This is a genomic window from Mycobacterium sp. (genome assembly GCF_965277065.1).
GTDB lineage: Bacteria > Actinomycetota > Actinomycetes > Mycobacteriales > Mycobacteriaceae > Mycobacterium.
Genome location: NZ_CBDIBT010000018.1, coordinates 897357 through 918551 on the forward strand (window position 1 = coordinate 897357; position 21195 = coordinate 918551).

The window sequence follows — 21195 nt, forward strand, 5'->3', positions numbered from 1 at the left end:
CGGCTGGTTTCATACTCGGTAATGTCTGTAATCCTGACCAAATCTACCAACTTTACCGTTGATTGGATGGTTGATGACTAGCCACGAAGCGCCCGCGGCCGGGCAGTACGAGTTGAGCCACCTGCGCTCGCTGGAGGCCGAGGCGATCCACATCATTCGCGAGGTGGCCGCCGAGTTCGAGCGTCCGGTGCTGCTGTTCTCCGGCGGCAAGGACTCGATCGTGATGCTGCACCTGGCGCTGAAGGCATTCCAGCCGGGGCGCCTGCCGTTCCCGGTGATGCACGTCGACACCGGCCACAACTTCGACGAGGTGATCGCCACCCGCGACGAGCTGGTCGCCGAGACCGAGGTGCGGTTGGTCGTCGCCAAGGTGCAAGACGACATCGATGCGGGCCGCGCGGTGGAGACCATCCCGTCGCGCAACCCGCTGCAGACCATCACGCTGCTGCGCGCGATCCGGGAGAACAAGTTCGACGCCGCGTTCGGCGGCGCCCGCCGCGACGAGGAGAAGGCGCGCGCCAAGGAGCGGGTGTTCAGCTTCCGCGACGAGTTCGGTCAGTGGGACCCCAAGGCCCAGCGGCCCGAGCTGTGGAACATCTACAACGGCCGGCACCACAAGGGCGAGCACATCCGGGTGTTCCCGCTGTCCAACTGGACCGAGTTCGACATCTGGTCCTACATCGGCGCCGAGAAGATCAAGCTGCCCTCGATCTACTACGCGCATCGGCGGCAGGTCTTCAAGCGTGACGGCATGCTGCTGGCGGTCGACCGGCACCTGCAGCCGCGGGCCGACGAGGAAGTGTTCGAGACGACAGTCCGGTTCCGCACCGTCGGCGACGTGACATGCACGGGCTGTGTGGAGTCCGAGGCAGCCACCGTCGCCGAAGTGGTTGCCGAGACGGCGGTTTCGCGGCTGACCGAACGCGGCGCCACCCGAGCTGACGACCGGATCTCCGAGGCCGGCATGGAAGACCGCAAGAGGCAGGGGTATTTCTGATGGCAACATTGCTGCGTATCGCGACTGCCGGTTCGGTCGACGACGGCAAGTCCACGCTGATCGGGCGCCTGCTGTACGACTCCAAGGCCGTCATGGACGACCAGTGGGCCTCGGTCCAGCGCACCTCCAAAGACCGCGGCCACGAATACACCGACCTGTCGCTGGTCACCGACGGACTGCGCGCCGAGCGGGAACAGGGCATCACGATCGACGTCGCCTACCGCTACTTCGCCACTCCCAAGCGGAAATTCATCATCGCCGACACCCCGGGCCACATCCAGTACACCCGCAACATGGTGACCGGAGCGTCCACCGCCCAGCTGGCCATCGTGCTGGTCGACGCCCGTCACGGCCTGCTGGAGCAGTCCCGTCGGCACACCTTCCTGGCCTCGTTGCTGGGTATCGAACATATCGTGCTCGCGGTCAACAAGATGGACCTCGTCGATTGGGACAAGGCAACTTTCGAGGCGATCCGCGACGAGTTCTACGCCTTCGCCACCCGGCTCGACGTCCAGGACGTGCTGACCATTCCGATGTCGGCGCTGCTTGGCGACAACGTGGTCGGCAAGTCCGACCACACGCCGTGGTACGACGGGCCCGCACTGCTATCGCACCTCGAAGAGGTTTACGTCGCGGCTGATCGTAATCTCGTCGACGTCCGGTTCCCGGTGCAATACGTCATCCGCCCGCAGACCCGCGAGCATCAGGACCACCGCAGCTACGCGGGCACGGTAGCCAGCGGTGTGATGCGCCCGGGCGACGAAGTCGTCGTACTGCCTACCGGCAAGCCCACCCGCATCACCGCGATCGAGGGCCCGAACGGCGCTGTGGCTGAGGCATTTCCGCCGATGGCTGTCTCGGTGAGCCTTGCCGACGACATCGACATCTCCCGTGGCGACATGATCGCCCGGCCCGCCAATGCACCGCGGGTCGCCCAGGAATTCGATGCGACGGTGTGCTGGATGGCCGACGCCGACGCGCTGGAAGCCGGACGCGACTACCTGATCAAGCACACCACCCGCACCACCCGGGTCAGGGTCACCGAGCTCGACTACCGGCTCGACGTCAACACGCTGCGCCGCGACAAGGACGCAAAGTCGTTGCAGCTCAACGAACTCGGCCGGATCTCGCTGCGCTCACAGGTGCCACTGCTGCTCGACGAGTACACCCGAAACTCCAGCACCGGCTCATTCATCCTGATCGATCCCCATACCAACGGCACCGTCGCCGCGGGCATGGTGTTGCGCGAAGCCACCACCCTCTCGGCAAGCCCCAACGCGGTGCGGCACGCCTCTTTGGTGACCGCCAAAGACCGGCTCACCCGCGGTCGCACATTGTGGTTCACAGGGCTTTCCGCGTCGGGCAAGTCGTCGGTGGCCATGCTGGTCGAACGCCAGCTGCTCGAAAAGGGAATTCCCGCTTTCGTTCTCGATGGCGACAACCTGCGGCATGGGCTGAACGCCGACCTGGGATTCAGCATGGCCGACCGGGCCGAAAATCTGCGCCGGCTGGCGCATGTGGCGGCGCTGATCGCTGACTCCGGTCAGACTGTGCTGGTGCCGGCGATCAGTCCGCTGGAGGAGCATCGTGCGCTGGCTCGTGCCGTGCACGCCGACGCCGGGCTGGACTTCGTCGAGGTATTCTGTGACACCCCGCTGGAGGACTGCGAGCGGCGAGACCCCAAGGGCCTCTATGCCAAGGCGCGGGCGGGTGAGATCACGCACTTCACCGGGATCGACAGCCCGTACCAGCGACCGAAGAATCCGGACCTGCGGCTCATACCGGATCGCAGTCTGGACGAATTGGCACACCAAGTCGTCGATCTGATCGAGGGGCCGAATTGAGCGACAACAGCGACCACGAGGTAGCCGCGCGACTGGCCACCGACGCGGGTCAGCTTCTGCTGGCAGTACGCGATGAACTCGCGGAGGCGACCGAGGCCGAACGAAAAGCGGCGGGGGACAAGCGCTCTCACGACTACCTGATCGAGGCGCTGGCCCGGATGCGTCCCGATGACGCGGTGCTGTCTGAAGAGGGCGTCGACGACCCGGTGCGGTTGAAGGCGCAGCGGGTGTGGATCGTCGACCCACTGGACGGCACCCGGGAGTTCTCCGAGCTCGGCCGCCACGACTGGGCCGTGCACGTCGCGCTGTGGCAATCCGGTGTACTCGTCGCCGGCGCGGTTGCCCTGCCCGCACAGGACGTCACGTTGGCGACTCCGGATCCCGTTCCGCCACCGACATATTCGGGTGAGCCGCGGATCGTGGTCTCGCGCACCCGGCCGCCGGAGATCGCCCTGAAGGTACGCGAGGCGTTGAACGGCACGCTGGTTCCGATGGGGTCGGCCGGTGCAAAGGTCGCCGCCGTCATCCAGGGACTGGCCGACGTCTACGTCCACGCCGGCGGGCAATACGAGTGGGATTCGGCCGCACCGGTCGCGGTGGCCCGTGCCGCCGGCTTGCACACCTCGCGCATCGACGGATCCCCATTGGAGTACAACCGCTCCGATCCGAAGCTGCCGGACCTGGTGGTTTGTCGCCCCGAATACGCCGACGCGGTGCTTGCGGTCACCGGCTGAACGGCGACCAGTGGGAGAATCTTATTCCATGCGGATGTCGGCGAAGGCGGAGTACGCGGTGCGGGCGATGATCGAGCTCGCTACCGTCGGCGTCGGCGGGCGAATGACGACAGACGAGCTGGCCAACGCCCAGGGAATCCCACCGCAGTTCCTCGTCGACATTTTGTCCTCGCTGCGCGCCGATCATCTGGTCCGTAGCCATCGCGGTCGCGACGGTGGATACGAACTATCTCGTCCCGGAAAGGAAATCAGCATCGCCGACGTGTTGCGCTGCATCGACGGGCCGCTGGCCAGCGTCCGTGACATGGGCCTGGGCGATCTGCCCTATTGCGGACCCACCGCGGCGCTGACCGATGTCTGGCGGGCGTTGCGGGCCAGCATGCGCTCGGTGCTGGAACAGACCAGCCTGGCCGATGTCGTCGGCGGGGCCCTTCCCGACCACGTCGGCCGCCTGGCCGACGACTACCGCGCCCAGGAAACCCGGCGTCGCGGTCCGCGCACCGCCAGCTAGCCGCCCGAGCCGTAGCGCGCCAGTTTACTTGGGCGCGGTCAACTCCAGTGCGATGTTGTCCGGATCGCGAAACTCCAGAATGTAGGCCGGCCCGATGTCCTTGACCGGCTCGTGGTCGATGCCGAGTTCATCGAGATACTCGGCCGCGGAGTCCAATTCGGCCTTGTCGTTCGCTCGGAAGGCGAGGTGATCGAGGCCGGCGCGGTCCTCGTGGAAACGGTCGCTGGCGACCGGACGGAGCCCGATCAGCGCGCCGCCCAGGTCGTAGATGACACCGCCGAACAGAAACCAGAGCTGACGGCGGGTCGCCTCGTCGGCGTTGTCGGGAATCTCGAGCAGGACGGGCCAGCCGAAAACGGTTTCGTAGAACTGCCGAGATCGCTCGATGTCGGTGACGGTGAGCCGTACATGCGCGATCGAGTTGGCGGTGATGACCATCCGGTGATGCTGCCACGCCGATAGCGGTCGGCGTCGGGCGGTCCGCGTGCCAGAATCGCGGTCGTGCGGGTAGCGATGACCATGCCGGTGATGGAGCCGGACGTGGACGCCGGCGTGCTGCGGGACTGGGCGCGTGCGATCGACGACGGGCCGTTCTCCTCGCTGTGCTGGGGCGAGCGGATGGCGTTCGACAACCCGGAGACGTTGACGTTGATGGGTGCGCTGGCGGCATGGACCGACCGCGTTCGGCTGGTCACCACGGTGATCGTGCCGCAGCTGCACGACCCGGTGATGCTGGCCAAAGCGCTGGCGACCGGCGACATGATGTCCGGCGGGCGGCTGACGGTCGGCCTCGGGGTCGGCGGGCGCACCGAGGACTACGTCGCGGTCGGCGCGAATCCGGCCGCGCAGACCATCCGCGGGATGGCCGAGCGGGTCGCGGTGATGAGACGGGTATGGGCCGGCGAGAAGGTCACCGATTCGCTGCTGCCGGTGGGGCCCGCCCCGGTTCAGTTCGGTGGGCCGCCGTTGCTGGTCGGAACCATCGGTCCCAAAACCCTGCGCAGCGCCGCGGCGTGGGCCGACGGACTGGCCGGGACCACGCTGGATCTCGACGTCGCCAAGCAGAACGAGCTGTTTGATGTCGCGCGCGCGGCCTGGGCCGACGCCGGTAAACCCACGCCGCACCTGGCCACCTCGTTCTGGTTTGCGCTGGGATCGCTCGACGACGCCCGCCAACAGGTGCACACGCATCTGCGGCGGTACATGAACTGGATACCGGTCGAGTACGTCGACGCGATGGCGCCGAGCACCGGCTTCGCCGGCAGCGAGGATGACCTGATCGCCGTGCTGCGCGCGTTCGAAGCCGTCGGCACCGACGAAATCCAGCTCATCCCAACCAGTTCCGATATCGGCCAACTGCGGCGAGTCGCGGAGATCGTGAGAGGACTCGATGTCTGAGCGCAATGTGTTGGGTGGTCCGCTGGACCCGTGCAGCAGTGAGCCGGTCACCGGTTTCTACCGCGACGGCTGCTGCTCGACCGGGCCGGAGGACGTCGGTCGGCACACGATCTGCGCGGTGGTGACAACGGAATTCCTCGAGCATCAACGGATGATCGGTAACGATCTCTCAACGCCCATGCCGCAGTTCAGGTTTCCCGGGCTGGTGCCCGGCGACCGTTGGTGTGTGACCGCGGGCAACTGGCTGCTGGCCTACCGTGACGGGTTCGCCGCCCCGGTGGTGCTGGCATCCACCCACGAGCGCACTCTCGACATCGTGCCCCTGGAAGCCTTGCGCGAGCACGCCGTCGATGTCCCCGACGATTTGGGCGGCTTGTAGTTGTTGATCAGGCGCACTATCGGCGCCTAATATGAGGGGTTATGTCCCGAATTGAATAGCTACACGGCATCGAGTAATTGGAGAATGATGAAGCTGTCAGGGATATCTATTGCCGCATTGGCATTTGCGACCACTGCAATGGGCGTGGCCGCGCCTGCTCTCGCCGGGGGGCCGCCCAACGATGGTGGTGGAGGCGGCGCCGCAGCGAGTACGCCGGGAAGTTGCGCCGGCGCCGATCTCGCGGTCACCAGCGGGCCGATCGAATCAGCCAACACCACGCGCCGCGTGGTGGTGAGTTTCAAAAACGTTTCATCCAACCAATGCACGTTGGTTGGATATCCCGATGCAAACCTGGTCACCGCAGCCGGAGGTGTGCTGGTGCACGTGGAGAATCGGCCGGCGTTGGCATCGCATCTACTGCATCTCAACCCCGGCGACGTCGCGACCGCGGATGTGCAGTCGTCTGCGCTGGACGTCAACGGCTCGGGTAATCCCTGCCCGCGCGAAGGCACGTTGGTCGTGACCGCTCCCCGCGATTCTGTCGCCCACACGCTGCCGGTGGCGCTGCCGATTTGCAGCGCGACGATCAGCAACGTGGATTAGCCCCAATCCCGTTGGAGCAGTGCATTACCGGATAATGATTCGGCGGGACGCTTCCTTGACCAAGTGCAGCCCGATCGGGAAGCGGTGAACTAGTCGAAGATTTGCATGAACTGCTCGACGGCGTCTTCGGCTGCCCGTCCCCGCTGCTGAAGTTCGATGACGCAGTAGACCGCGAGGTCGACGGACCCGTAGATGTGAAACGCGATCATCGCCAGGTGCGAAAGTTGTTCGCTGGTCATGCGTTCCGGGTGCGAGAGGTCGCGGACGTAGACCAGATCGGCCTCGAGCAGCTGATTGCCGGGCGTGTAGATGTTCTCGTTGAACACCGTCGGCGCGATCGCCCACCGCTTCACGTCAGGCATGGAATGCGGCAGGAATCCCTGCAATCGCAGCTCGCTGTCGACCTCGCCGAACGTGGGCTGGCCGTGATAGAGCGGCACGAACGACACTTCGGTGTGGACCGCTACGGCGTTGCTGAGTCGGTCGCGGCCGTGTTGGAACACCATCAGTTCCGAACCTTGCACGTCGATCTTGAGTAGGTCGAATTCGTCGATGTCGAGGTCGTCGAGACGGTGCGTTTGGACGTCGTGTTCCTCGACGATCGATCCCCAATCCGGGAACGGGTTGAACAGTCGGAGCTGATTGTGGTCGGGCTTGAGCAGGCTGGTCATGCCTGGTGCCTTGGTGATCCTCAGTCGATGCTCGCCGCCGTCGGCGATGACCTCCGGTCGGTAGCGCTCCAGTGGCCCCTTGAGTTGCTGCAACTTCGCGAGCGCGAGCTGCTGCGGCTCGAACCCGGTTACCATGCATAAGCCGTAGTCGAGCATCTGTTTGTAGGGCCGATCGCCGTCGATCGGATTGGCCCCGATGTCGAGAATGCTGGTCGGCCGAGAACAACGCACCAAGTCGCGGAGTAGCAGCGCGGAGGTCATGTGCGGATAATTGCATAGCAAGCCCCAGACGACACCCTGACAGGATGCCGAACATGAAGCACGTGATGACCGCAGCGCTGATCGCCGCCGCCTTGCTGACGGCGCCGCTAGGCCACGCCGGCCCGGACCCGCACAAGCCCGACCTGGGCGCCCACTACTGCCCGGGTGGGGGAACTCAGGACATGATGTCGCCTGCCGAACCATCGTGCGACGGCGTGCCCTATGACGACGGCGCGTACTGGCGCGCGATCAACCGTGGCGCCCCGGGAACGGCCGCTCTGGTAGTCGTGCAGTGCGTCAAGCCGCCGCCACCGCCGGGGCTGTTCACCCCGCCGCAGCAGGGGCCGGTACCGGCACCGCCAGGTAGCTGCCAGTAAGGCCGTAATCGCCGCCACCCTGCAGACCTTTCTCAAAGACTGCCTGACCGCCACAGTGCGGTCGGCACTTCAGCCGACATCGGGGCGCCGCTGCTTACCTTCGTGTATCGACACGGTGGTTTGTGGACTATGTCTGCGGGTAGTCGACGCCTTGATCCTTTCTTTCAGATTTGCCGATCTTGCGAAGGTGACGTTATGACTCAATCGGAATCCCACCCGCCCGGGTCGTCGAACAGTCCAGACGAGCCGTTGACGTACGAAACTCCCAGTGAGGGAACGCCTATGGAGGCAACAAGCGGAGAGCCGCCCGAGGGAACACAGCCTCCACCGGAGGACGCAACTCCAGAAGAGGCAACACCGGCGGCGCCTCCTGGCGAGTAGCGCGCCGTGGGCTTCTGAATGCGGGACACCTGGACGCGCGTGGGCCGCTATGGCCGACCAGCGGTCGGGCAGATCCTGGGGCGGAGATCTCTACATAATAGGGTCGCAATCAGGGAGACGACGCACGGCCGCAACTGACTCGCGGTAGAAATTTCTTGCTCGACATGTGTGTTACAAGTCGGGCGGATCGGGGAACCCGCAGCGCGAGATGGCGTTCGGTCAGGGCGCTGTGACCAGAGGAGCTGCAATGATCGAATCAATAATCCTCGCCCTTATCGTCGGCGCGGTCATAGGCCTGGTGGCGCGTCTCATCATGCCGGGCAAGCAAGACATCACCATGGTCGCGACGGTGGCAATTGGGGCCCTCGGTGGCTTGATCGGCTCGGCGGTGGCCGGCCAATTCGGATACCACAACGCCAATGGCGGAATCGCATGGATTCCACTGTTCATCGGAATCGCTGCTGCCATCGCGCTCATCGCGATCTACGAATCCGTGATGGGTCGGCGTAGCGGCATCCTGGGGCGCCGTCGGGACGCTGGCATGATGGGTCGACGTGGTCGCATCCTGGGCCGGCGTAATAGGTTGCGCTGAGCCGGAAAGCAAGGGGCCATGCACACCGATAGCGGCTACGTCGCTGTGGACGAGGCCGGCCGGCCAGCCCTACACCCCGGACGCGCTAACCCGGAATGGCGGAAAATCACCACGGCCGCGAAGGTGCACCAATTCGCCGGCACGATGCCCGCCATTCCTGCGGTACCGCAATGCATCTCCGCGGTGTTCTAGCAGGATGCCGCGCTGATCCACGCCGCCCGGAGTTGGGCGCAGTTGTGACAACGTCGTGACACCGGAGCCGGTTTCAGCATCATTATTCCGGATTGAAGCGCCGAAAGTCCTGGTCAGGATGGTGCCCCCGGCAGGATTCGAACCTGCGGCCTTCTGCTCCGGAGGCAGACGCTCTATCCCCTGAGCTACGGGGGCGCACACCGAAAATGCTGCGCCGACGGGCTTCGACAGACTAACGCATCACAGCGGTAGGTCTGGCACCGGAATGGATTCGAAGCTGGTGGACCTCAGCCCATAGGATGGCCTGCGTGAATCCCGCCGACCTGGCTGAGCTGCTGAGGGCCACCGCGACTGCGGTGTTGACCCAGCATGCGCTTGATACCGCCGCGCTGCCGCCGGTCATCACCGTCGAGCGGCCACGTAACCCCGAGCACGGCGACTACGCCAGCAATCTCGCGCTGCAGGTCGCCAAGAAGGTCGGCGCCAATCCCCGCGAGTTGGCCGGATGGCTAGCCGACGCGCTTGCCGCGGCCGACGGCGTCGCCTCGGCAGAGGTTGCCGGGCCCGGCTTCATCAACCTACGGCTGAGTGCCTCCGCGCAGGCGCTGATTGTCAACAACGTCATCGACGCCGGGCACACCTATGGCAACTCCGACGCCGAGGCCGGCCACAAGATCAACCTGGAGTTCGTCTCCGCGAACCCCACCGGCCCGATCCACATCGGCGGCACCCGCTGGGCGGCCGTCGGTGACGCGCTGGGCCGGCTGCTCACCACGCAGGGCGCCGACGTGGTACGTGAGTACTACTTCAACGACCATGGCGCGCAGATCGACCGGTTCGCCAACTCGCTGATCGCGGCGGCCAAGGGCGAGCCCCCGCCGGAGGACGGGTACGCGGGCAGCTACATCGCCGACATCGCCGCCCAGATCCTGCAGGAGGCGCCGGACGCGCTGAGCCAACCGGACGCCGAGCAGCACGAGACCTTCCGACGGATCGGCGTCGACTTGATGTTCACCCACATCAAGAAGTCGTTGCACGAGTTTGGCACCGACTTCGACGTCTTCACCCACGAAGACTCGATGCATACCAGTGGCCGCGTCGACGACGCCATCGCGCGGCTGCGCGAGAACGGCAACATCTACGAGAAGGACGGCGCAACCTGGTTGCGCACCAGTGCCTTTGGCGACGACAAAGACCGCGTCGTGATCAAGAGCGACGGCAACCACGCCTACATCGCCGGCGACCTCGCCTACTACCTGGACAAGCGTGCGCGTGGGTTCGACCTGTGCATCTACATGCTCGGCGCCGATCACCACGGCTACATCTCCCGGCTGAAGGCCGCCGCCTTGGCATTCGGCGAAAAACCGGGCACCGTCGAGGTGCTCATCGGCCAGATGGTGAACCTGGTTCGCGACGGGCAACCGGTCAAGATGAGCAAGCGTGCCGGCACCGTGATCACCCTTGACGATCTGGTCGAGGCGATCGGTGTCGACGCCGCCCGCTACAGCCTGATCCGATCGTCGGTGGACTCACCGATCGACATCGACCTCGCGTTGTGGTCGTCGGCGTCCAGCGAAAACCCGGTCTACTACGTGCAATACGCCCACGCGCGGCTCTCCGCGCTGGCCCGCAACGCCGCCGAGCTGGGCCTGATCCCCGACAGCAGTCACCTCGAGTTGCTCACCCACGACAAAGAGGGTGCGCTGATCCGGAGTCTCGGCGAGTTTCCCCGGGTGTTGAAAGCCGCTGCGTCGCTGCGTGAACCGCACCGGGTCTGCCGTTACCTCGAAGACCTCGCCGGTGACTACCACCGGTTCTATGACTCGTGCCGGGTGTTGCCGCAGGGCGACGAGGAACCGAACGAACTGCACACCGCGCGTCTGGCGCTCTGCCAGGCGACCCGCCAAGTGATCGAAAACGGACTGACCATCCTCGGCGTCAGCGCTCCGGAGCGAATGTGAACGCGCATCCGGCCGGCCCCCGCCACGCCGAAGAGTTCCACCACTCCGGCGTCCCGCCACGTCCGTCGAGCTCCAACGAATTGCTGGAGCTGGCGCCGAATGTGTGGCCGCGCAACACCGTTCGCGGTGACGACGGTGTCGTCAGCATCGCCGGGGTGTCTCTACATTCGCTGGCGCAGGACTACGGCACACCGCTGTTCGTGATCGACGAGGACGACTTCCGGTCGCGCTGCCGCGAGATCGCGGCCGCGTTCGGCGGCGGGAAGAATGTGCACTATGCCGGCAAAGCCTTCCTGTCCAGTGAGATCGCCCGCTGGATCAACGAGGAGGGCCTGTCGCTGGACGTCTGCACCGGCGGCGAACTGGCGGTCGCGCTGCATGCCGACTTCCCACCCGAGCGAATCGCGTTGCACGGCAACAACAAGTCGGTCGCCGAACTGACCGCTGCCGTCAAGAACGGGATCGCGCACGTCGTGGTGGATTCGATGATCGAGATCGAACGACTCGACGTCATCGCCGGCGAGGCCGGTGTCGTCCAGGACGTGCTGGTCCGCGTGACCGTCGGCGTCGAAGCGCACACCCACGAGTTCATCTCCACCGCCCACGAAGACCAGAAGTTCGGGCTGTCGCTGGCCAACGGCGCGGCGATGGCCGCGATTCGGCGGGTGTTCGCCACCGATCACCTTCGGCTGGTCGGCCTGCACAGCCACATCGGCTCGCAGATCTTCGACGTCGGTGGATTCGAGATCGCCGCACACCGGGTGATCGGCCTGCTGCGCGACGTGGTCGCCGAATTCGGCGTCGACAAGACCGCGCAGATCGCCACCGTCGACCTCGGTGGTGGCCTTGGCATCTCGTATCTGCCCGACGACGATCCACCACCGGTGGGCGAACTCGCCGACAAGCTCAGCGACATCGTTCGCAACGAGTCCGCCGCGGTGGGCCTGCCGTCGCCGCGCCTGGTCGTCGAACCCGGTCGCGCGATCGCCGGACCGGGGACGGTCACCCTCTACGAGGTCGGCACCGTCAAGGACGTCGGCGTCAGCGCAACGGCTCACCGGCGCTACGTCAGCGTCGACGGCGGTATGAGCGACAACATCCGCACCTCGCTGTATGCCGCCGACTACGACGTGCGCCTGGTGTCCCGCGCCTCCGACGCTGCGCCGACACTGGGCCGTGTCGTCGGAAAACATTGTGAGAGCGGCGATATCGTGGTCCGTGACGCATGGGTTCCTGACGACATCGCGCCAGGCGACCTGGTCGCGGTCGCGGCGACCGGCGCGTATTGCTATTCGCTGTCGAGTCGTTACAACTTGATCGGCCGCTCCGCGGTGGTGGCCGTGCGCGATGGGGCGTCCCGCCTGATCCTGCGCAGGGAGACGGTCGACGATCTGCTGAGTCTGGAAGTGAGGTGAGTCATGACTACTGACGAAAAGCCGGTCGGTGTGGCGGTTTTGGGCCTGGGCAACGTGGGCAGCGAGGTTGTCCGCATCATCGAGGCGAGCGCCGATGACCTCGCGGCCCGCATCGGCGCGCCCTTGGTGCTGCGTGGCATCGGGGTACGCCGGGTATCCGACGACCGTGGCGTGCCGGTCGAACTGCTCACCGACGACATCGACGCGCTGGTCACCCGCGACGACGTCGATATCGTCGTCGAGGTGATGGGGCCGGTCGAGCCCTCGCGCAAGGCGATTCTGTCCGCGCTGGAGCACGGTAAATCGGTCGTGACGGCAAACAAGGCACTGCTGTCGGTCTCTACCGGTGAGCTGGCGCAGGCCGCCGAAAACGCCCACGTTGACCTCTATTTCGAGGCCGCGGTGGCCGGCGCCATCCCGGTGATCCGCCCGCTGACCCAGTCGCTGGCCGGCGACACCGTGCAGCGGGTGGCCGGGATCGTCAACGGCACCACCAACTACATCCTGTCCGAAATGGACAGCACCGGTGCCGACTACGAGAAGGCACTCGCCGATGCGAGCGCGCTTGGCTACGCCGAAGCCGACCCCACTGCCGACGTGGAAGGCTATGACGCCGCGGCGAAAGCGGCCATCTTGGCGTCCATCGCATTCCACACCCGGGTGACCGCCGAAGACGTCTATCGCGAGGGCATCACCAAGATCAGCCCGGACGACTTCGTGTCGGCGCGTTCCCTTGGCTGCACGATCAAGTTGCTGTCGATCTGCGAGCGGATCACCACCGACGATGGGCAACAGCGGGTTTCGGCCCGGGTATACCCCGCGTTGGTTCCGCTGAAGCATCCGTTGGCCACCGTCGACGGCGCGTTCAACGCCGTCGTGGTCGAGGCGGAAGCCGCCGGCCGGCTGATGTTCTACGGGCAAGGCGCCGGCGGAGCGCCCACTGCGTCGGCAGTGACCGGCGATCTGGTGATGGCGGCGCGCAACCGGGTGCTGGGCAGCCGGGCGCCGAAAGAGTCGAAGTACGCCCAACTGGCCGTCGCGCCGATGGGCGTCATCCCGACCCGCTACTACGTCAGCATGGATGTCGCCGACAAGCCCGGTGTATTGGCTACGGTCGCAGCGGAATTCGCCAAACGCGAGGTCAGCATCGCGGAGGTTCGCCAAGAGGGTGTGGTCGGCGAAGGCGGACGGCGTATCGGAGCCCGCGTCGTCGTGGTCACCCACACCGCGACCGACGCCGCGCTGTCCGAAACCGTGGACGCGTTGGCGGAACTGGATGTGGTGCAGGGCGTGGCCAGCGTCCTGCGGCTGGAAGGAACCCACGAATGACCCCGTCCAAGGCCGCCGTCCACCGCCAGTGGCCCGGCCTGATCGAGGCATACCGCGACCGGTTGCCGGTTGGCGACGACTGGGTGCCCGTCACGCTGTTGGAGGGTGGCACCCCGCTGATCTCAGCGTCCCGGCTGTCCGAGAAGACCGGCTGCACAGTGCATCTGAAGGTCGAGGGGCTGAACCCGACCGGCTCGTTCAAAGACCGCGGCATGACGATGGCCGTCACCGACGCGGTGGCCCGCGGTCAGCAGGCGGTGCTGTGCGCCTCGACCGGCAACACCTCGGCGTCGGCCGCGGCCTACGCCGCGCGCGCCGGCATCACCTGCGCGGTCCTCATTCCGCAGGGCAAGATTGCCATGGGCAAGCTCGCGCAGGCGGTAATGCACGGCGCCAAGATCATTCAGGTCGACGGCAACTTCGACGACTGCCTGGAGGTGGCCCGCAAGATCGTCGCCGACTTCCCGACGATCGCGTTGGTCAACTCGGTCAACCCGGTTCGCATCGAGGGCCAGAAGACGGCGGCCTTCGAGATCGTGGATGTGTTGGGCTACGCGCCCGACGTGCACGCCTTGCCGGTGGGTAACGCGGGCAATATCACGGCCTACTGGAAGGGCTACACCGAGTATCACGCGGACGGAGTGATCGACTCGCTGCCGCGGATGCTCGGCACCCAGGCCGCCGGTGCGGCCCCGCTCGTTTCCGGCAAACCGGTCAAAAACCCCGAGACCATCGCCACCGCGATCCGCATCGGCTCGCCGGCATCGTGGGGACCGGCCGTCGCCGCGCAGGAGCAGTCCAACGGGCGGTTTCTGGCCGCCACCGACGAGGAGATCCTCGACGCATATCGCCTGGTCGCCGGTACCGAAGGCGTCTTCGTCGAGCCGGCATCGGCGGCGAGCATCGCCGGTCTGCTCAAATCCGTCGCGAACGGCTGGGTCAAGCCGGGCTCGACCGTAGTGTGCACGGTGACGGGCAACGGCCTCAAAGATCCCGACACCGCGCTGCGCGACATGCCGATCGTGGAGCCGGTTCCGGTCGACCCCGTCGCGGTTGTTGCCAAATTGGGGCTGGTCTAGTGCTGGCTTCTGGACTGCTGGGCAGTTCGGTTGTTCCCGCTTCTAGTGCCAACCTCGGGCCGGGCTTCGACAGCCTTGGGCTGGCGTTGAGTATGTACGACGAAATCATGGTCGAGACAACCGATTCCGGTCTTGTCATCAAGGTCGAAGGGGAGGGAGCCGGCGAACTGGTGCTCGACGACGGCCATCTCGTCGTTCGCGCCGTTCAGCATGGGCTGCGTGCCGCCGGTGTCAGCGTAGCCGGGTTGAAAGTCCGGTGCCGCAACGCGATTCCGCATTCTCGTGGACTCGGCTCGTCGGCGGCGGCCGTCGTCGGCGGTCTTGCAGCGGTCAATGGCCTACTCGCGCAGGCGGGTCTGACGCCATTGAGCCAGGCCCAGCTGATCCAGCTGTCGTCGGAGTTCGAGGGACATCCCGACAACGCAGCTGCAGCGGTCCTGGGTGGCGCCGTCGTGTCCTGGACCGAGTCCAGCGCCGGGCCACCCGCTTTTTCGGCCGCGCAACTGCGGCTGCATCCCGACATCCGGCTGTTCCCCGCCGTTCCGACGCTGCGTTCGTCGACGATCGAGGCGCGGGTGTTACTGCCCACCGAGGTCAGCCACGAGGACGCCCGATTCAACGTCAGTCGCGCCGCGCTGCTGGTGGTGGCGCTGACCGAGCGGCCTGACCTGCTATTGGCCGCCACCGACGACGTTCTGCACCAGCCACACCGCGCGGCTGCGATGCCGACGTCGGCGGAATATCTGCAGCTTCTACGTCGTTGTGGAGTGGCAGCCGTGCTTTCCGGCGCTGGCCCGACCGTACTGGCGCTGAGCACAGCCGCCGAGTTACCGGCAGAGGTGCTCGAATATGCCACTGCAAACGGATTCGCGGTCACGGAGATGACTGCCGGCGACGGGGTACGCTGGACTTCTGGAGTCGCAGTCCCCAGCTAGCGTCCCCAAAGGCGCTGCGGAGGGGCATCTTGCTTCCGGCATCGAAGCAGGTTATCCTCGGAGCCGTCCAGCAATCGCAGGCATCTGCATCATGCGCAGACATAGCGCGAACACTAGGACGAATACCAAATTCTTCTCGTGGACGATGGTTCGCCATTGAAACCGCCAATCTTGGCAATCAGCGTTTCAGAGTCGACTTTTGGCAGCACTCGGCGAATTAGCTGAATGCAACGAACCCCTGGCTTGATTCGATCAGCGAGGGAGAGAAAGGAAATCCGTGACTGATACGGACCTCGTTACGGCTGGCGACAGCACTGAAAATGACAAGCTGTCCAACCCCGTGACCCCAGATACTTCCAGCGAGAGCGACGCACACTCGAATGCGTCTGAAGGCTCGCTGACCACCATGGTGCTCCCCGAACTACGCGCGCTGGCCAACCGGTCCGGCGTCAAGGGCACCTCGGGAATGCGCAAAAGTGAACTGATCGCCGCGATCCGGGAAACCCGGCAGGGCGGTCACTCCATCGGCGTGTCTACTAATGGCGGCGCGGCTGATGATTCGGAGAACCACGACACCAAGCCGGCCGACAACCACACCGAACCGGCCGCGGACAACGCCGCGACCGAAGACCACTCTGACCAGAAGCCGCCCTCCGACAACCGGGAGCAGGACGACCGGCCCGAGAAGAAGCATCAGAACGGCAACAACAAGCCCGCTCGTGAGCAGCAGGACAACAACTCCGGTCGTAACCAGCAGGACAACAAGTCCGAACGCCGCGACCAGCAGGACAAGAATGATTCCGACAAGGGCGACCAGCAGAACTCGGGTGGCCAGCAGAACCGCGGCAACTCGAACCAGAACCAGCAGGACGACGACGGTGACGGGCGCGGTGGCCGCCGCGGCCGCCGGTTCCGCGAGCGTCGTCGCCGCGGCGATCGCCCCGGCGACAATGGCGGCGGCAACGACACCGAGCTGCGCGAAGACGACGTCGTCCAGCCGGTAGCCGGCATCCTCGACGTGCTGGACAACTATGCGTTCGTCCGCACGTCCGGCTACCTGGCCGGCCCCAACGACGTCTACGTCTCGATGAACATGGTGCGTAAGAACGGCTTACGCCGTGGCGACGCGGTGACCGGCGCGGTGCGTGTGCCCCGTGAAGGTGAAGGCGGCGACAAGAATCCGCGGCAGAAGTTCAACCCGCTGGTGCGGCTGGACAGCGTCAACGGAGGACCGGTCGAGGACGCCAAGAACCGTCCCGACTTCACCAAGCTGACGCCGTTGTACCCCAACCAGCGGCTGCGTCTGGAAACCACGGGCGAGCTGCTGACCACCCGGGTCATCGACCTGATCATGCCGATCGGCAAGGGTCAACGCGCGCTCATCGTGTCGCCGCCCAAGGCGGGTAAGACGATGATCCTGCAGGCCATCGCCAACGCGATCACCAAGAACAACCCCGAGTGCCACCTGATGGTCGTGCTTGTCGACGAGCGGCCCGAAGAGGTCACCGACATGGCGCGTTCGGTCAAGGGCGAGGTCATCGCCTCGACGTTCGACAGGCCGCCGACGGACCACACTGCGGTCGCCGAGTTGGCGATCGAACGCGCCAAGCGGCTTGTGGAGCAGGACAAAGACGTCGTCGTGCTGCTGGACTCGATCACCCGACTCGGCCGCGCCTACAACAACGCGTCGCCTGCCTCGGGCCGGATCCTGTCCGGTGGTGTCGACTCCACCGCGCTCTACCCGCCGAAGCGTTTCCTCGGCGCGGCCCGCAACATCGAAGAAGGCGGGTCGTTGACCATCATCGCCACTGCGATGGTCGAGACCGGATCCACCGGTGACACAGTCATTTTCGAGGAGTTCAAGGGAACCGGTAACGCGGAGCTCAAGCTCGACCGCAAGATCTCCGAGCGGCGCGTCTTCCCGGCCGTCGACGTGAACCCGTCGGGTACTCGTAAGGACGAACTGCTGTTGTCGCCTGACGAGTTCAGCGTCGTGCACAAGTTGCGTCGCGTGCTCTCCGGCCTGGACTCGCACCAAGCCATCGACCTGTTGATGTCGCAGCTGCGAAAGACCAAGAACAACTACGAGTTCCTGGTCCAGGTGTCCAAGACGACCCCGGGCATGGACAACGACTAACCGGTCGCCCACACACCGCTGACTGTGCGGGTTGTGATCGCGATTTCAACAAGATCGCTGCACAGCCGACACAGTCGGTGGCATCGATAAATCGGTTAGCACACCGCCTCAATCGGACAACATCGCACGTCTCGCTTTGCGGCCCGCGCCGCGGCGGTAACCTGCGCCTGTCGAACACCGACTCCGAAAGTGGTGAGCCGTGGCGGACACTATTCAGCAACTGCTTCGCATGCGAAGTGGCGACTCCACGCCCGCGGTCAAGTACGACGACCGGGTCTGGACCTGGTGTGAGCATCTCGGCGACGCATCGGCGACCGCCGCCGCGCTGATCGGCATCGCCGACCCCGGGCGCCCGCTGCATGTCGGTGCGCTGCTGGGCAATACCCCCGACATGCTCACGGCGATGGCCGCGGCCGCACTCGGCGGCTACGTGCTGTGCGGGATCAACGACACCCGGCGCGGCGCGGCACTGGCCAAGGACATCACGCGCGCGGACTGCCAGATCTTGCTCACCGACCCCGGTCACCGGGCGCTGCTCGACGGCCTGGACCTACCCGGCGTGCGCGTCATCGACGTCAGCAGCGACCACTGGTCACACCTGCTCGCGTCGGCCGGACCGCTGGTGCCGTATCGCGAAGTCGTCGCTACCGACACGCTCATGATGATCTTCACCTCGGGGACCAGCGGTGAGCCGAAGGCCGTCCAAATCACGCACCTGACCGTTATCTTCGCCGGCGCCAGCCTGATTGATCGATTCAGCGTCGACGGATCCGGTGTCTGCTATCTATCCATGCCGCTTTTTCATTCCAACGCGTTGCTCGCCGGCTGGAGCGTCGCCGTCGGTTCCGGTTCGGCGATGGTGCCGGCCACCTTCTCGGCGTCGCGGCTGCTGTCCGACCTACGCCGCTACGACGCCACCTACATGAACTATGTCGGCAAGCCGTTGGCCTACGTGCTGGCCACGCCGGAGCAGCCCGACGACGCGGACAACCCGCTGCGCGTGGCATTCGGCAACGAGGCGAGCGATCGCGACATCGCGGAATTCAGCCGGCGTTTCGACTGCACGGTGTGGGACGGCTTCGGCTCCAGCGAGGGCGCGATCATCATCACCCGCGAAGATGGCTGCCCGCCCGGCTCGCTCGGCCGCGGTTTCCCCGGCGTCGGCATCTACAACTCCGTCACCCTCGCCGAATGCGCGGTGGCCGCATTCGACGACGACGGCGCGCTGACCAACCCCGATGATGCGATCGGCGAACTCGTCAACACCACCGGCGCCGGCCTGTTCGCCGGTTACTACAACGACAAGGACGCCACCGATGCGCGGCTGCGCAACGGCATGTTCTGGTCCGGCGATCTTGCCTACCGCGATGCCGATGGCTGGATCTACTTCGCCGGCCGCAGCGGGGACTGGCTACGGGTCGACGGGGAGAACATGACCACCGCGCCCATCGAACGGATCCTCCAGCGGGTTCCCGCGGTCAGTCAGGTCGCGGTGTATGCGGTACCCGATCAGCAGGTGGGGGACCAGGTGATGGCTGCGCTGGTGCTGGTGGACGGCGCGGAGCTGGCGCCGACCGATTTCAGCGAGTTTCTTGCCGCCCAGCCGGATCTGTCACCGAAGGCCTGGCCGCGGCATGTCTGGATCACCGACAAGCTGCCCACCACGGCCACCAACAAGGTTCTCAAGCGCCAGCTCAGTGCCCACGGCAGCAACCCGCCCGGTGGACGGCTGTGGGCCAGGCCCGGACGTAGCACCAGCTACGCCGATGTCGACCGATCGGTGAACGCCCAGGTCAGCGCGGGTTAGCGGCGACGGCTGCGGGGGAATGCGTGGACGACGGCGGGCGTTTAGGGACATAGCGGCTGAGCTGGCATAATCAACAGCCGACGTTCAGGTTCCGGTTCACGTCCGATTTCTCAGCACGATCTGGCGACCCGGCGACCACTACTGAAGAGGACACCATGAAAGCTGACATTCATCCCGCCTACGGCGAGACCACTGTGGTCTGCGGTTGCGGAAACACCTTCCAGACGCGCAGCACCAAGGAAAACGGCCACATCGTGGTCGAGGTCTGCTCGCAGTGCCACCCGTTCTACACCGGTAAGCAGAAGATTCTGGACAGCGGTGGCCGGGTTGCTCGCTTCGAGCGCCGTTACGGCAAGCGCAAGGCCGGCGCAGAGCAGGAAGCTCCGGCCGACAAGTAGCACGATCGACGCCCGTACTGCCGCGGTAATCGCGCAGGACGGGCGTCGTTTCATGTGTGGAAGAGTCCAGCGAGGAGGTGAGCATGGCCCAAGGCGTGCAGGCGATTGACACGTTGGCGACCGAGCATGCCGACCTCGAGCGTCAGCTGTCCGATCCCGAATTGCACAACGATCCCGCCCACGCCCGCAAGGTCGGGCGCCGATTTGCCCAGCTGGCCCCGATCGTGGCGACCTACCGCCAGCTCACCGCGGCTCGCGATGATCTGGAGACCGCGCGCGAACTGGCCGTCGACGACTCGTCGTTCGCCGACGAGGTTCCTCAGCTGGAAACCCAGGTCGATGAACTCGAGACCAAGCTCAGCGACATGCTGGCGCCACGCGACCCGCACGACGCCGACGACGTTGTGCTCGAGGTCAAATCCGGTGAGGGCGGCGAAGAGTCGGCGCTGTTCGCCGCGGACCTGGCCAGGATGTACATCCGCTACGCGGAGCGGCACGGCTGGACCGTGACAGTGCTGGATGAAACCTACTCGGATCTGGGCGGCTACAAAGACGCGACGCTGGCCATTTCTCAACGGGCAAGCGACGGCTCCGCGGCGGACGGGGTGTGGTCACGGCTGAAATTCGAAGGCGGGGTGCATCGCGTGCAGCGGGTGCCGGTCACCGAATCCCAAGGCCGCGTGCATACTTCGGCTGCCGGTGTGCTGGTGTATCCCGAGCCCGAAGAAGTCGGCGAGGTCCAGATCGACGAATCGGATCTGCGAATCGACGTCTACCGGTCCTCCGGTAAGGGCGGCCAGGGGGTCAACACCACCGACTCCGCGGTGCGAATCACCCACCTGCCCACCGGAATTGTCGTCACCTGCCAGAACGAGCGGTCGCAGCTGCAGAATAAGGCCCGCGCGATGCTGGTGCTCGCCGCCCGCTTGCAGGCGTTGGCGGAGGAGCAGGCCTCGGCCGACGCCTCGGCCGACCGGGCCAGCCAGATCCGCACCGTGGATCGCAGCGAGCGCATCCGCACCTACAACTTCCCGGAGAACCGGGTGACCGACCACCGAATCGGTTATAAGGCGCACAATCTCGACCAACTCCTCGACGGTGACGTCGACGCGTTGTTCGACGCTCTGGGCGCCGCCGACAAACAGTCGCGGCTGCAGCAAGCATGACGGACCTCCGGCGACGATGCGGGTCGGA

General features: G+C 65.6%; 21 protein-coding genes and 1 tRNA gene. 19 read left to right on the forward strand and 3 right to left on the reverse strand.

The genetic code is table 11. The annotated features are described in order from the left end of the window. The first annotated feature begins 73 nt into the window (after nt 1–73). From cysD to ACQY5A_RS15745, 4 genes are read left to right on the forward strand one after another with little or no spacing between them, the layout of a single operon-like run. Entirely contained in the window at nt 74–997 is a 924-nt protein-coding gene (gene cysD, locus ACQY5A_RS15730) for a sulfate adenylyltransferase subunit CysD (RefSeq protein ID WP_428341249.1), read from the forward strand. Beyond that, entirely contained in the window at nt 997–2841 is a 1845-nt protein-coding gene (gene cysC, locus ACQY5A_RS15735; RefSeq protein ID WP_428341250.1) for an adenylyl-sulfate kinase, read from the forward strand. Before cysD ends, cysC begins: the two co-directional genes overlap by 1 nt. Continuing rightward, a complete protein-coding gene (locus ACQY5A_RS15740; RefSeq protein WP_428341251.1) occupies nt 2838–3575 on the forward strand; it encodes a 3'(2'),5'-bisphosphate nucleotidase CysQ in 738 nt (245 codons plus the stop codon). Before cysC ends, ACQY5A_RS15740 begins: the two co-directional genes overlap by 4 nt. Before the next feature lie 28 nt (nt 3576–3603). Then, entirely contained in the window at nt 3604–4086 is a 483-nt protein-coding gene (locus tag ACQY5A_RS15745) for an RrF2 family transcriptional regulator (protein WP_428341252.1), read from the forward strand. Nucleotides 4087–4110: 24 nt separating this feature from the next. On the opposite strand, the gene ACQY5A_RS15750 is transcribed toward ACQY5A_RS15745, so the two are convergent. Beyond that, nucleotides 4111–4524, reverse strand: a complete 414-nt coding sequence (locus tag ACQY5A_RS15750; protein ID WP_428341253.1) for a VOC family protein — start codon at nt 4522–4524, stop codon at nt 4111–4113. Between the two features lie 75 nt (nt 4525–4599). Here ACQY5A_RS15750 and ACQY5A_RS15755 point away from each other — a divergent pair, with 75 nt between their 5' ends. The 3 genes from ACQY5A_RS15755 (at nt 4600) to ACQY5A_RS15765 (ending at nt 6466) form a co-directional block, all read left to right on the forward strand. After that, entirely contained in the window at nt 4600–5484 is an 885-nt protein-coding gene (locus tag ACQY5A_RS15755; protein ID WP_428341531.1) for an LLM class flavin-dependent oxidoreductase, read from the forward strand. Then, nucleotides 5477–5863: a DUF2237 family protein gene (locus tag ACQY5A_RS15760; RefSeq protein ID WP_428341254.1), complete on the forward strand. Its 387-nt coding sequence runs from the start codon at nt 5477–5479 to the stop codon at nt 5861–5863. The genes ACQY5A_RS15755 and ACQY5A_RS15760 overlap by 8 nt, the downstream gene beginning before the upstream one ends. An 84-nt stretch (nt 5864–5947) precedes the next feature. Then, nucleotides 5948–6466, forward strand: a complete 519-nt coding sequence (locus ACQY5A_RS15765; protein ID WP_428341255.1) for a DUF4232 domain-containing protein — start codon at nt 5948–5950, stop codon at nt 6464–6466. Nucleotides 6467–6555: 89 nt separating this feature from the next. Here the strand turns inward: ACQY5A_RS15765 and ACQY5A_RS15770 are convergent, their stop codons facing one another. Continuing rightward, on the reverse strand, nt 6556–7398 hold the full coding sequence (locus tag ACQY5A_RS15770) for an FkbM family methyltransferase (RefSeq protein ID WP_428341256.1): 843 nt from the start codon (nt 7396–7398) through the stop codon (nt 6556–6558). A 44-nt stretch (nt 7399–7442) separates the two neighbouring features. Here ACQY5A_RS15770 and ACQY5A_RS15775 point away from each other — a divergent pair, with 44 nt between their 5' ends. The 3 genes from ACQY5A_RS15775 to ACQY5A_RS15785 all read left to right on the forward strand — a co-directional run bounded on the left by ACQY5A_RS15775 (nt 7443) and on the right by ACQY5A_RS15785 (nt 8940). After that, the gene (locus tag ACQY5A_RS15775; protein ID WP_428341257.1) at nt 7443–7775 is read left to right on the forward strand and encodes a hypothetical protein; all 333 of its coding nucleotides are present in this window, start codon (nt 7443–7445) and stop codon (nt 7773–7775) included. Between the two features lie 628 nt (nt 7776–8403). Continuing rightward, entirely contained in the window at nt 8404–8748 is a 345-nt protein-coding gene (locus tag ACQY5A_RS15780; protein ID WP_428341258.1) for a GlsB/YeaQ/YmgE family stress response membrane protein, read from the forward strand. 18 nt (nt 8749–8766) lie between these two features. Continuing rightward, the gene (locus ACQY5A_RS15785) at nt 8767–8940 is read left to right on the forward strand and encodes a hypothetical protein (protein WP_428341259.1); all 174 of its coding nucleotides are present in this window, start codon (nt 8767–8769) and stop codon (nt 8938–8940) included. 119 nt (nt 8941–9059) lie between these two features. Here the strand turns inward: ACQY5A_RS15785 and ACQY5A_RS15790 are convergent. Then, nucleotides 9060–9135: transfer RNA gene (locus ACQY5A_RS15790), tRNA-Arg, on the reverse strand. A 113-nt stretch (nt 9136–9248) separates the two neighbouring features. Here ACQY5A_RS15790 and argS point away from each other — a divergent pair. The 9 genes from argS (at nt 9249) to prfA (ending at nt 21167) form a co-directional block, all read left to right on the forward strand. After that, complete coding sequence (argS, locus tag ACQY5A_RS15795; RefSeq protein ID WP_428341260.1) at nt 9249–10901, forward strand: arginine--tRNA ligase; 1653 nt, start codon at nt 9249–9251, stop codon at nt 10899–10901. An 80-nt stretch (nt 10902–10981) separates the two neighbouring features. Next, a complete protein-coding gene (lysA, locus tag ACQY5A_RS15800) occupies nt 10982–12316 on the forward strand; it encodes a diaminopimelate decarboxylase (protein WP_428341532.1) in 1335 nt (444 codons plus the stop codon). 3 nt (nt 12317–12319) lie between these two features. Next, a complete protein-coding gene (locus ACQY5A_RS15805) occupies nt 12320–13645 on the forward strand; it encodes a homoserine dehydrogenase (protein WP_428341261.1) in 1326 nt (441 codons plus the stop codon). Next, complete coding sequence (thrC, locus tag ACQY5A_RS15810) at nt 13642–14724, forward strand: threonine synthase (RefSeq protein WP_428341262.1); 1083 nt, start codon at nt 13642–13644, stop codon at nt 14722–14724. Before ACQY5A_RS15805 ends, thrC begins: the two co-directional genes overlap by 4 nt. After that, a complete protein-coding gene (gene thrB / locus ACQY5A_RS15815) occupies nt 14724–15659 on the forward strand; it encodes a homoserine kinase (protein WP_428341263.1) in 936 nt (311 codons plus the stop codon). Before thrC ends, thrB begins: the two co-directional genes overlap by 1 nt. Before the next feature lie 328 nt (nt 15660–15987). Continuing rightward, on the forward strand, nt 15988–17796 hold the full coding sequence (rho, locus tag ACQY5A_RS15820) for a transcription termination factor Rho (protein ID WP_428341533.1): 1809 nt from the start codon (nt 15988–15990) through the stop codon (nt 17794–17796). A 199-nt stretch (nt 17797–17995) separates the two neighbouring features. Then, nucleotides 17996–19603 (forward strand): fatty-acid--CoA ligase FadD1, encoded by a 1608-nt coding sequence (gene fadD1, locus ACQY5A_RS15825; protein ID WP_428341264.1) that lies wholly within the window; start codon nt 17996–17998, stop codon nt 19601–19603. 155 nt (nt 19604–19758) lie between these two features. Beyond that, the gene (gene rpmE / locus ACQY5A_RS15830) at nt 19759–20001 is read left to right on the forward strand and encodes a 50S ribosomal protein L31 (RefSeq protein ID WP_428341265.1); all 243 of its coding nucleotides are present in this window, start codon (nt 19759–19761) and stop codon (nt 19999–20001) included. A gap of 83 nt (nt 20002–20084) precedes the next feature. Next, on the forward strand, nt 20085–21167 hold the full coding sequence (gene prfA / locus ACQY5A_RS15835) for a peptide chain release factor 1 (protein ID WP_428341266.1): 1083 nt from the start codon (nt 20085–20087) through the stop codon (nt 21165–21167). The last annotated feature ends 28 nt before the right edge of the window (nt 21168–21195 follow it).

Coding starts and splice junctions, on each gene's coding strand:
- cysC (WP_428341250.1), top strand. CDS start 997: ATGGCAACATTGCTGCGTATCGCGACTGCCGGTTCGGTCGACGACGGC.
- ACQY5A_RS15755 (WP_428341531.1), top strand. CDS start 4,600: ATGACCATGCCGGTGATGGAGCCGGACGTGGACGCCGGCGTGCTGCGG.
- ACQY5A_RS15805 (WP_428341261.1), top strand. CDS start 12,320: ATGACTACTGACGAAAAGCCGGTCGGTGTGGCGGTTTTGGGCCTGGGC.
- ACQY5A_RS15750 (WP_428341253.1), bottom strand. CDS start 4,524: ATGGTCATCACCGCCAACTCGATCGCGCATGTACGGCTCACCGTCACC.
- ACQY5A_RS15765 (WP_428341255.1), top strand. CDS start 5,948: ATGATGAAGCTGTCAGGGATATCTATTGCCGCATTGGCATTTGCGACC.
- ACQY5A_RS15770 (WP_428341256.1), bottom strand. CDS start 7,398: ATGACCTCCGCGCTGCTACTCCGCGACTTGGTGCGTTGTTCTCGGCCG.
- ACQY5A_RS15785 (WP_428341259.1), top strand. CDS start 8,767: ATGCACACCGATAGCGGCTACGTCGCTGTGGACGAGGCCGGCCGGCCA.
- cysD (WP_428341249.1), top strand. CDS start 74: ATGACTAGCCACGAAGCGCCCGCGGCCGGGCAGTACGAGTTGAGCCAC.
- prfA (WP_428341266.1), top strand. CDS start 20,085: ATGGCCCAAGGCGTGCAGGCGATTGACACGTTGGCGACCGAGCATGCC.
- thrC (WP_428341262.1), top strand. CDS start 13,642: ATGACCCCGTCCAAGGCCGCCGTCCACCGCCAGTGGCCCGGCCTGATC.
- ACQY5A_RS15760 (WP_428341254.1), top strand. CDS start 5,477: ATGTCTGAGCGCAATGTGTTGGGTGGTCCGCTGGACCCGTGCAGCAGT.
- ACQY5A_RS15745 (WP_428341252.1), top strand. CDS start 3,604: ATGCGGATGTCGGCGAAGGCGGAGTACGCGGTGCGGGCGATGATCGAG.
- rpmE (WP_428341265.1), top strand. CDS start 19,759: ATGAAAGCTGACATTCATCCCGCCTACGGCGAGACCACTGTGGTCTGC.
- ACQY5A_RS15780 (WP_428341258.1), top strand. CDS start 8,404: ATGATCGAATCAATAATCCTCGCCCTTATCGTCGGCGCGGTCATAGGC.
- ACQY5A_RS15775 (WP_428341257.1), top strand. CDS start 7,443: ATGCCGAACATGAAGCACGTGATGACCGCAGCGCTGATCGCCGCCGCC.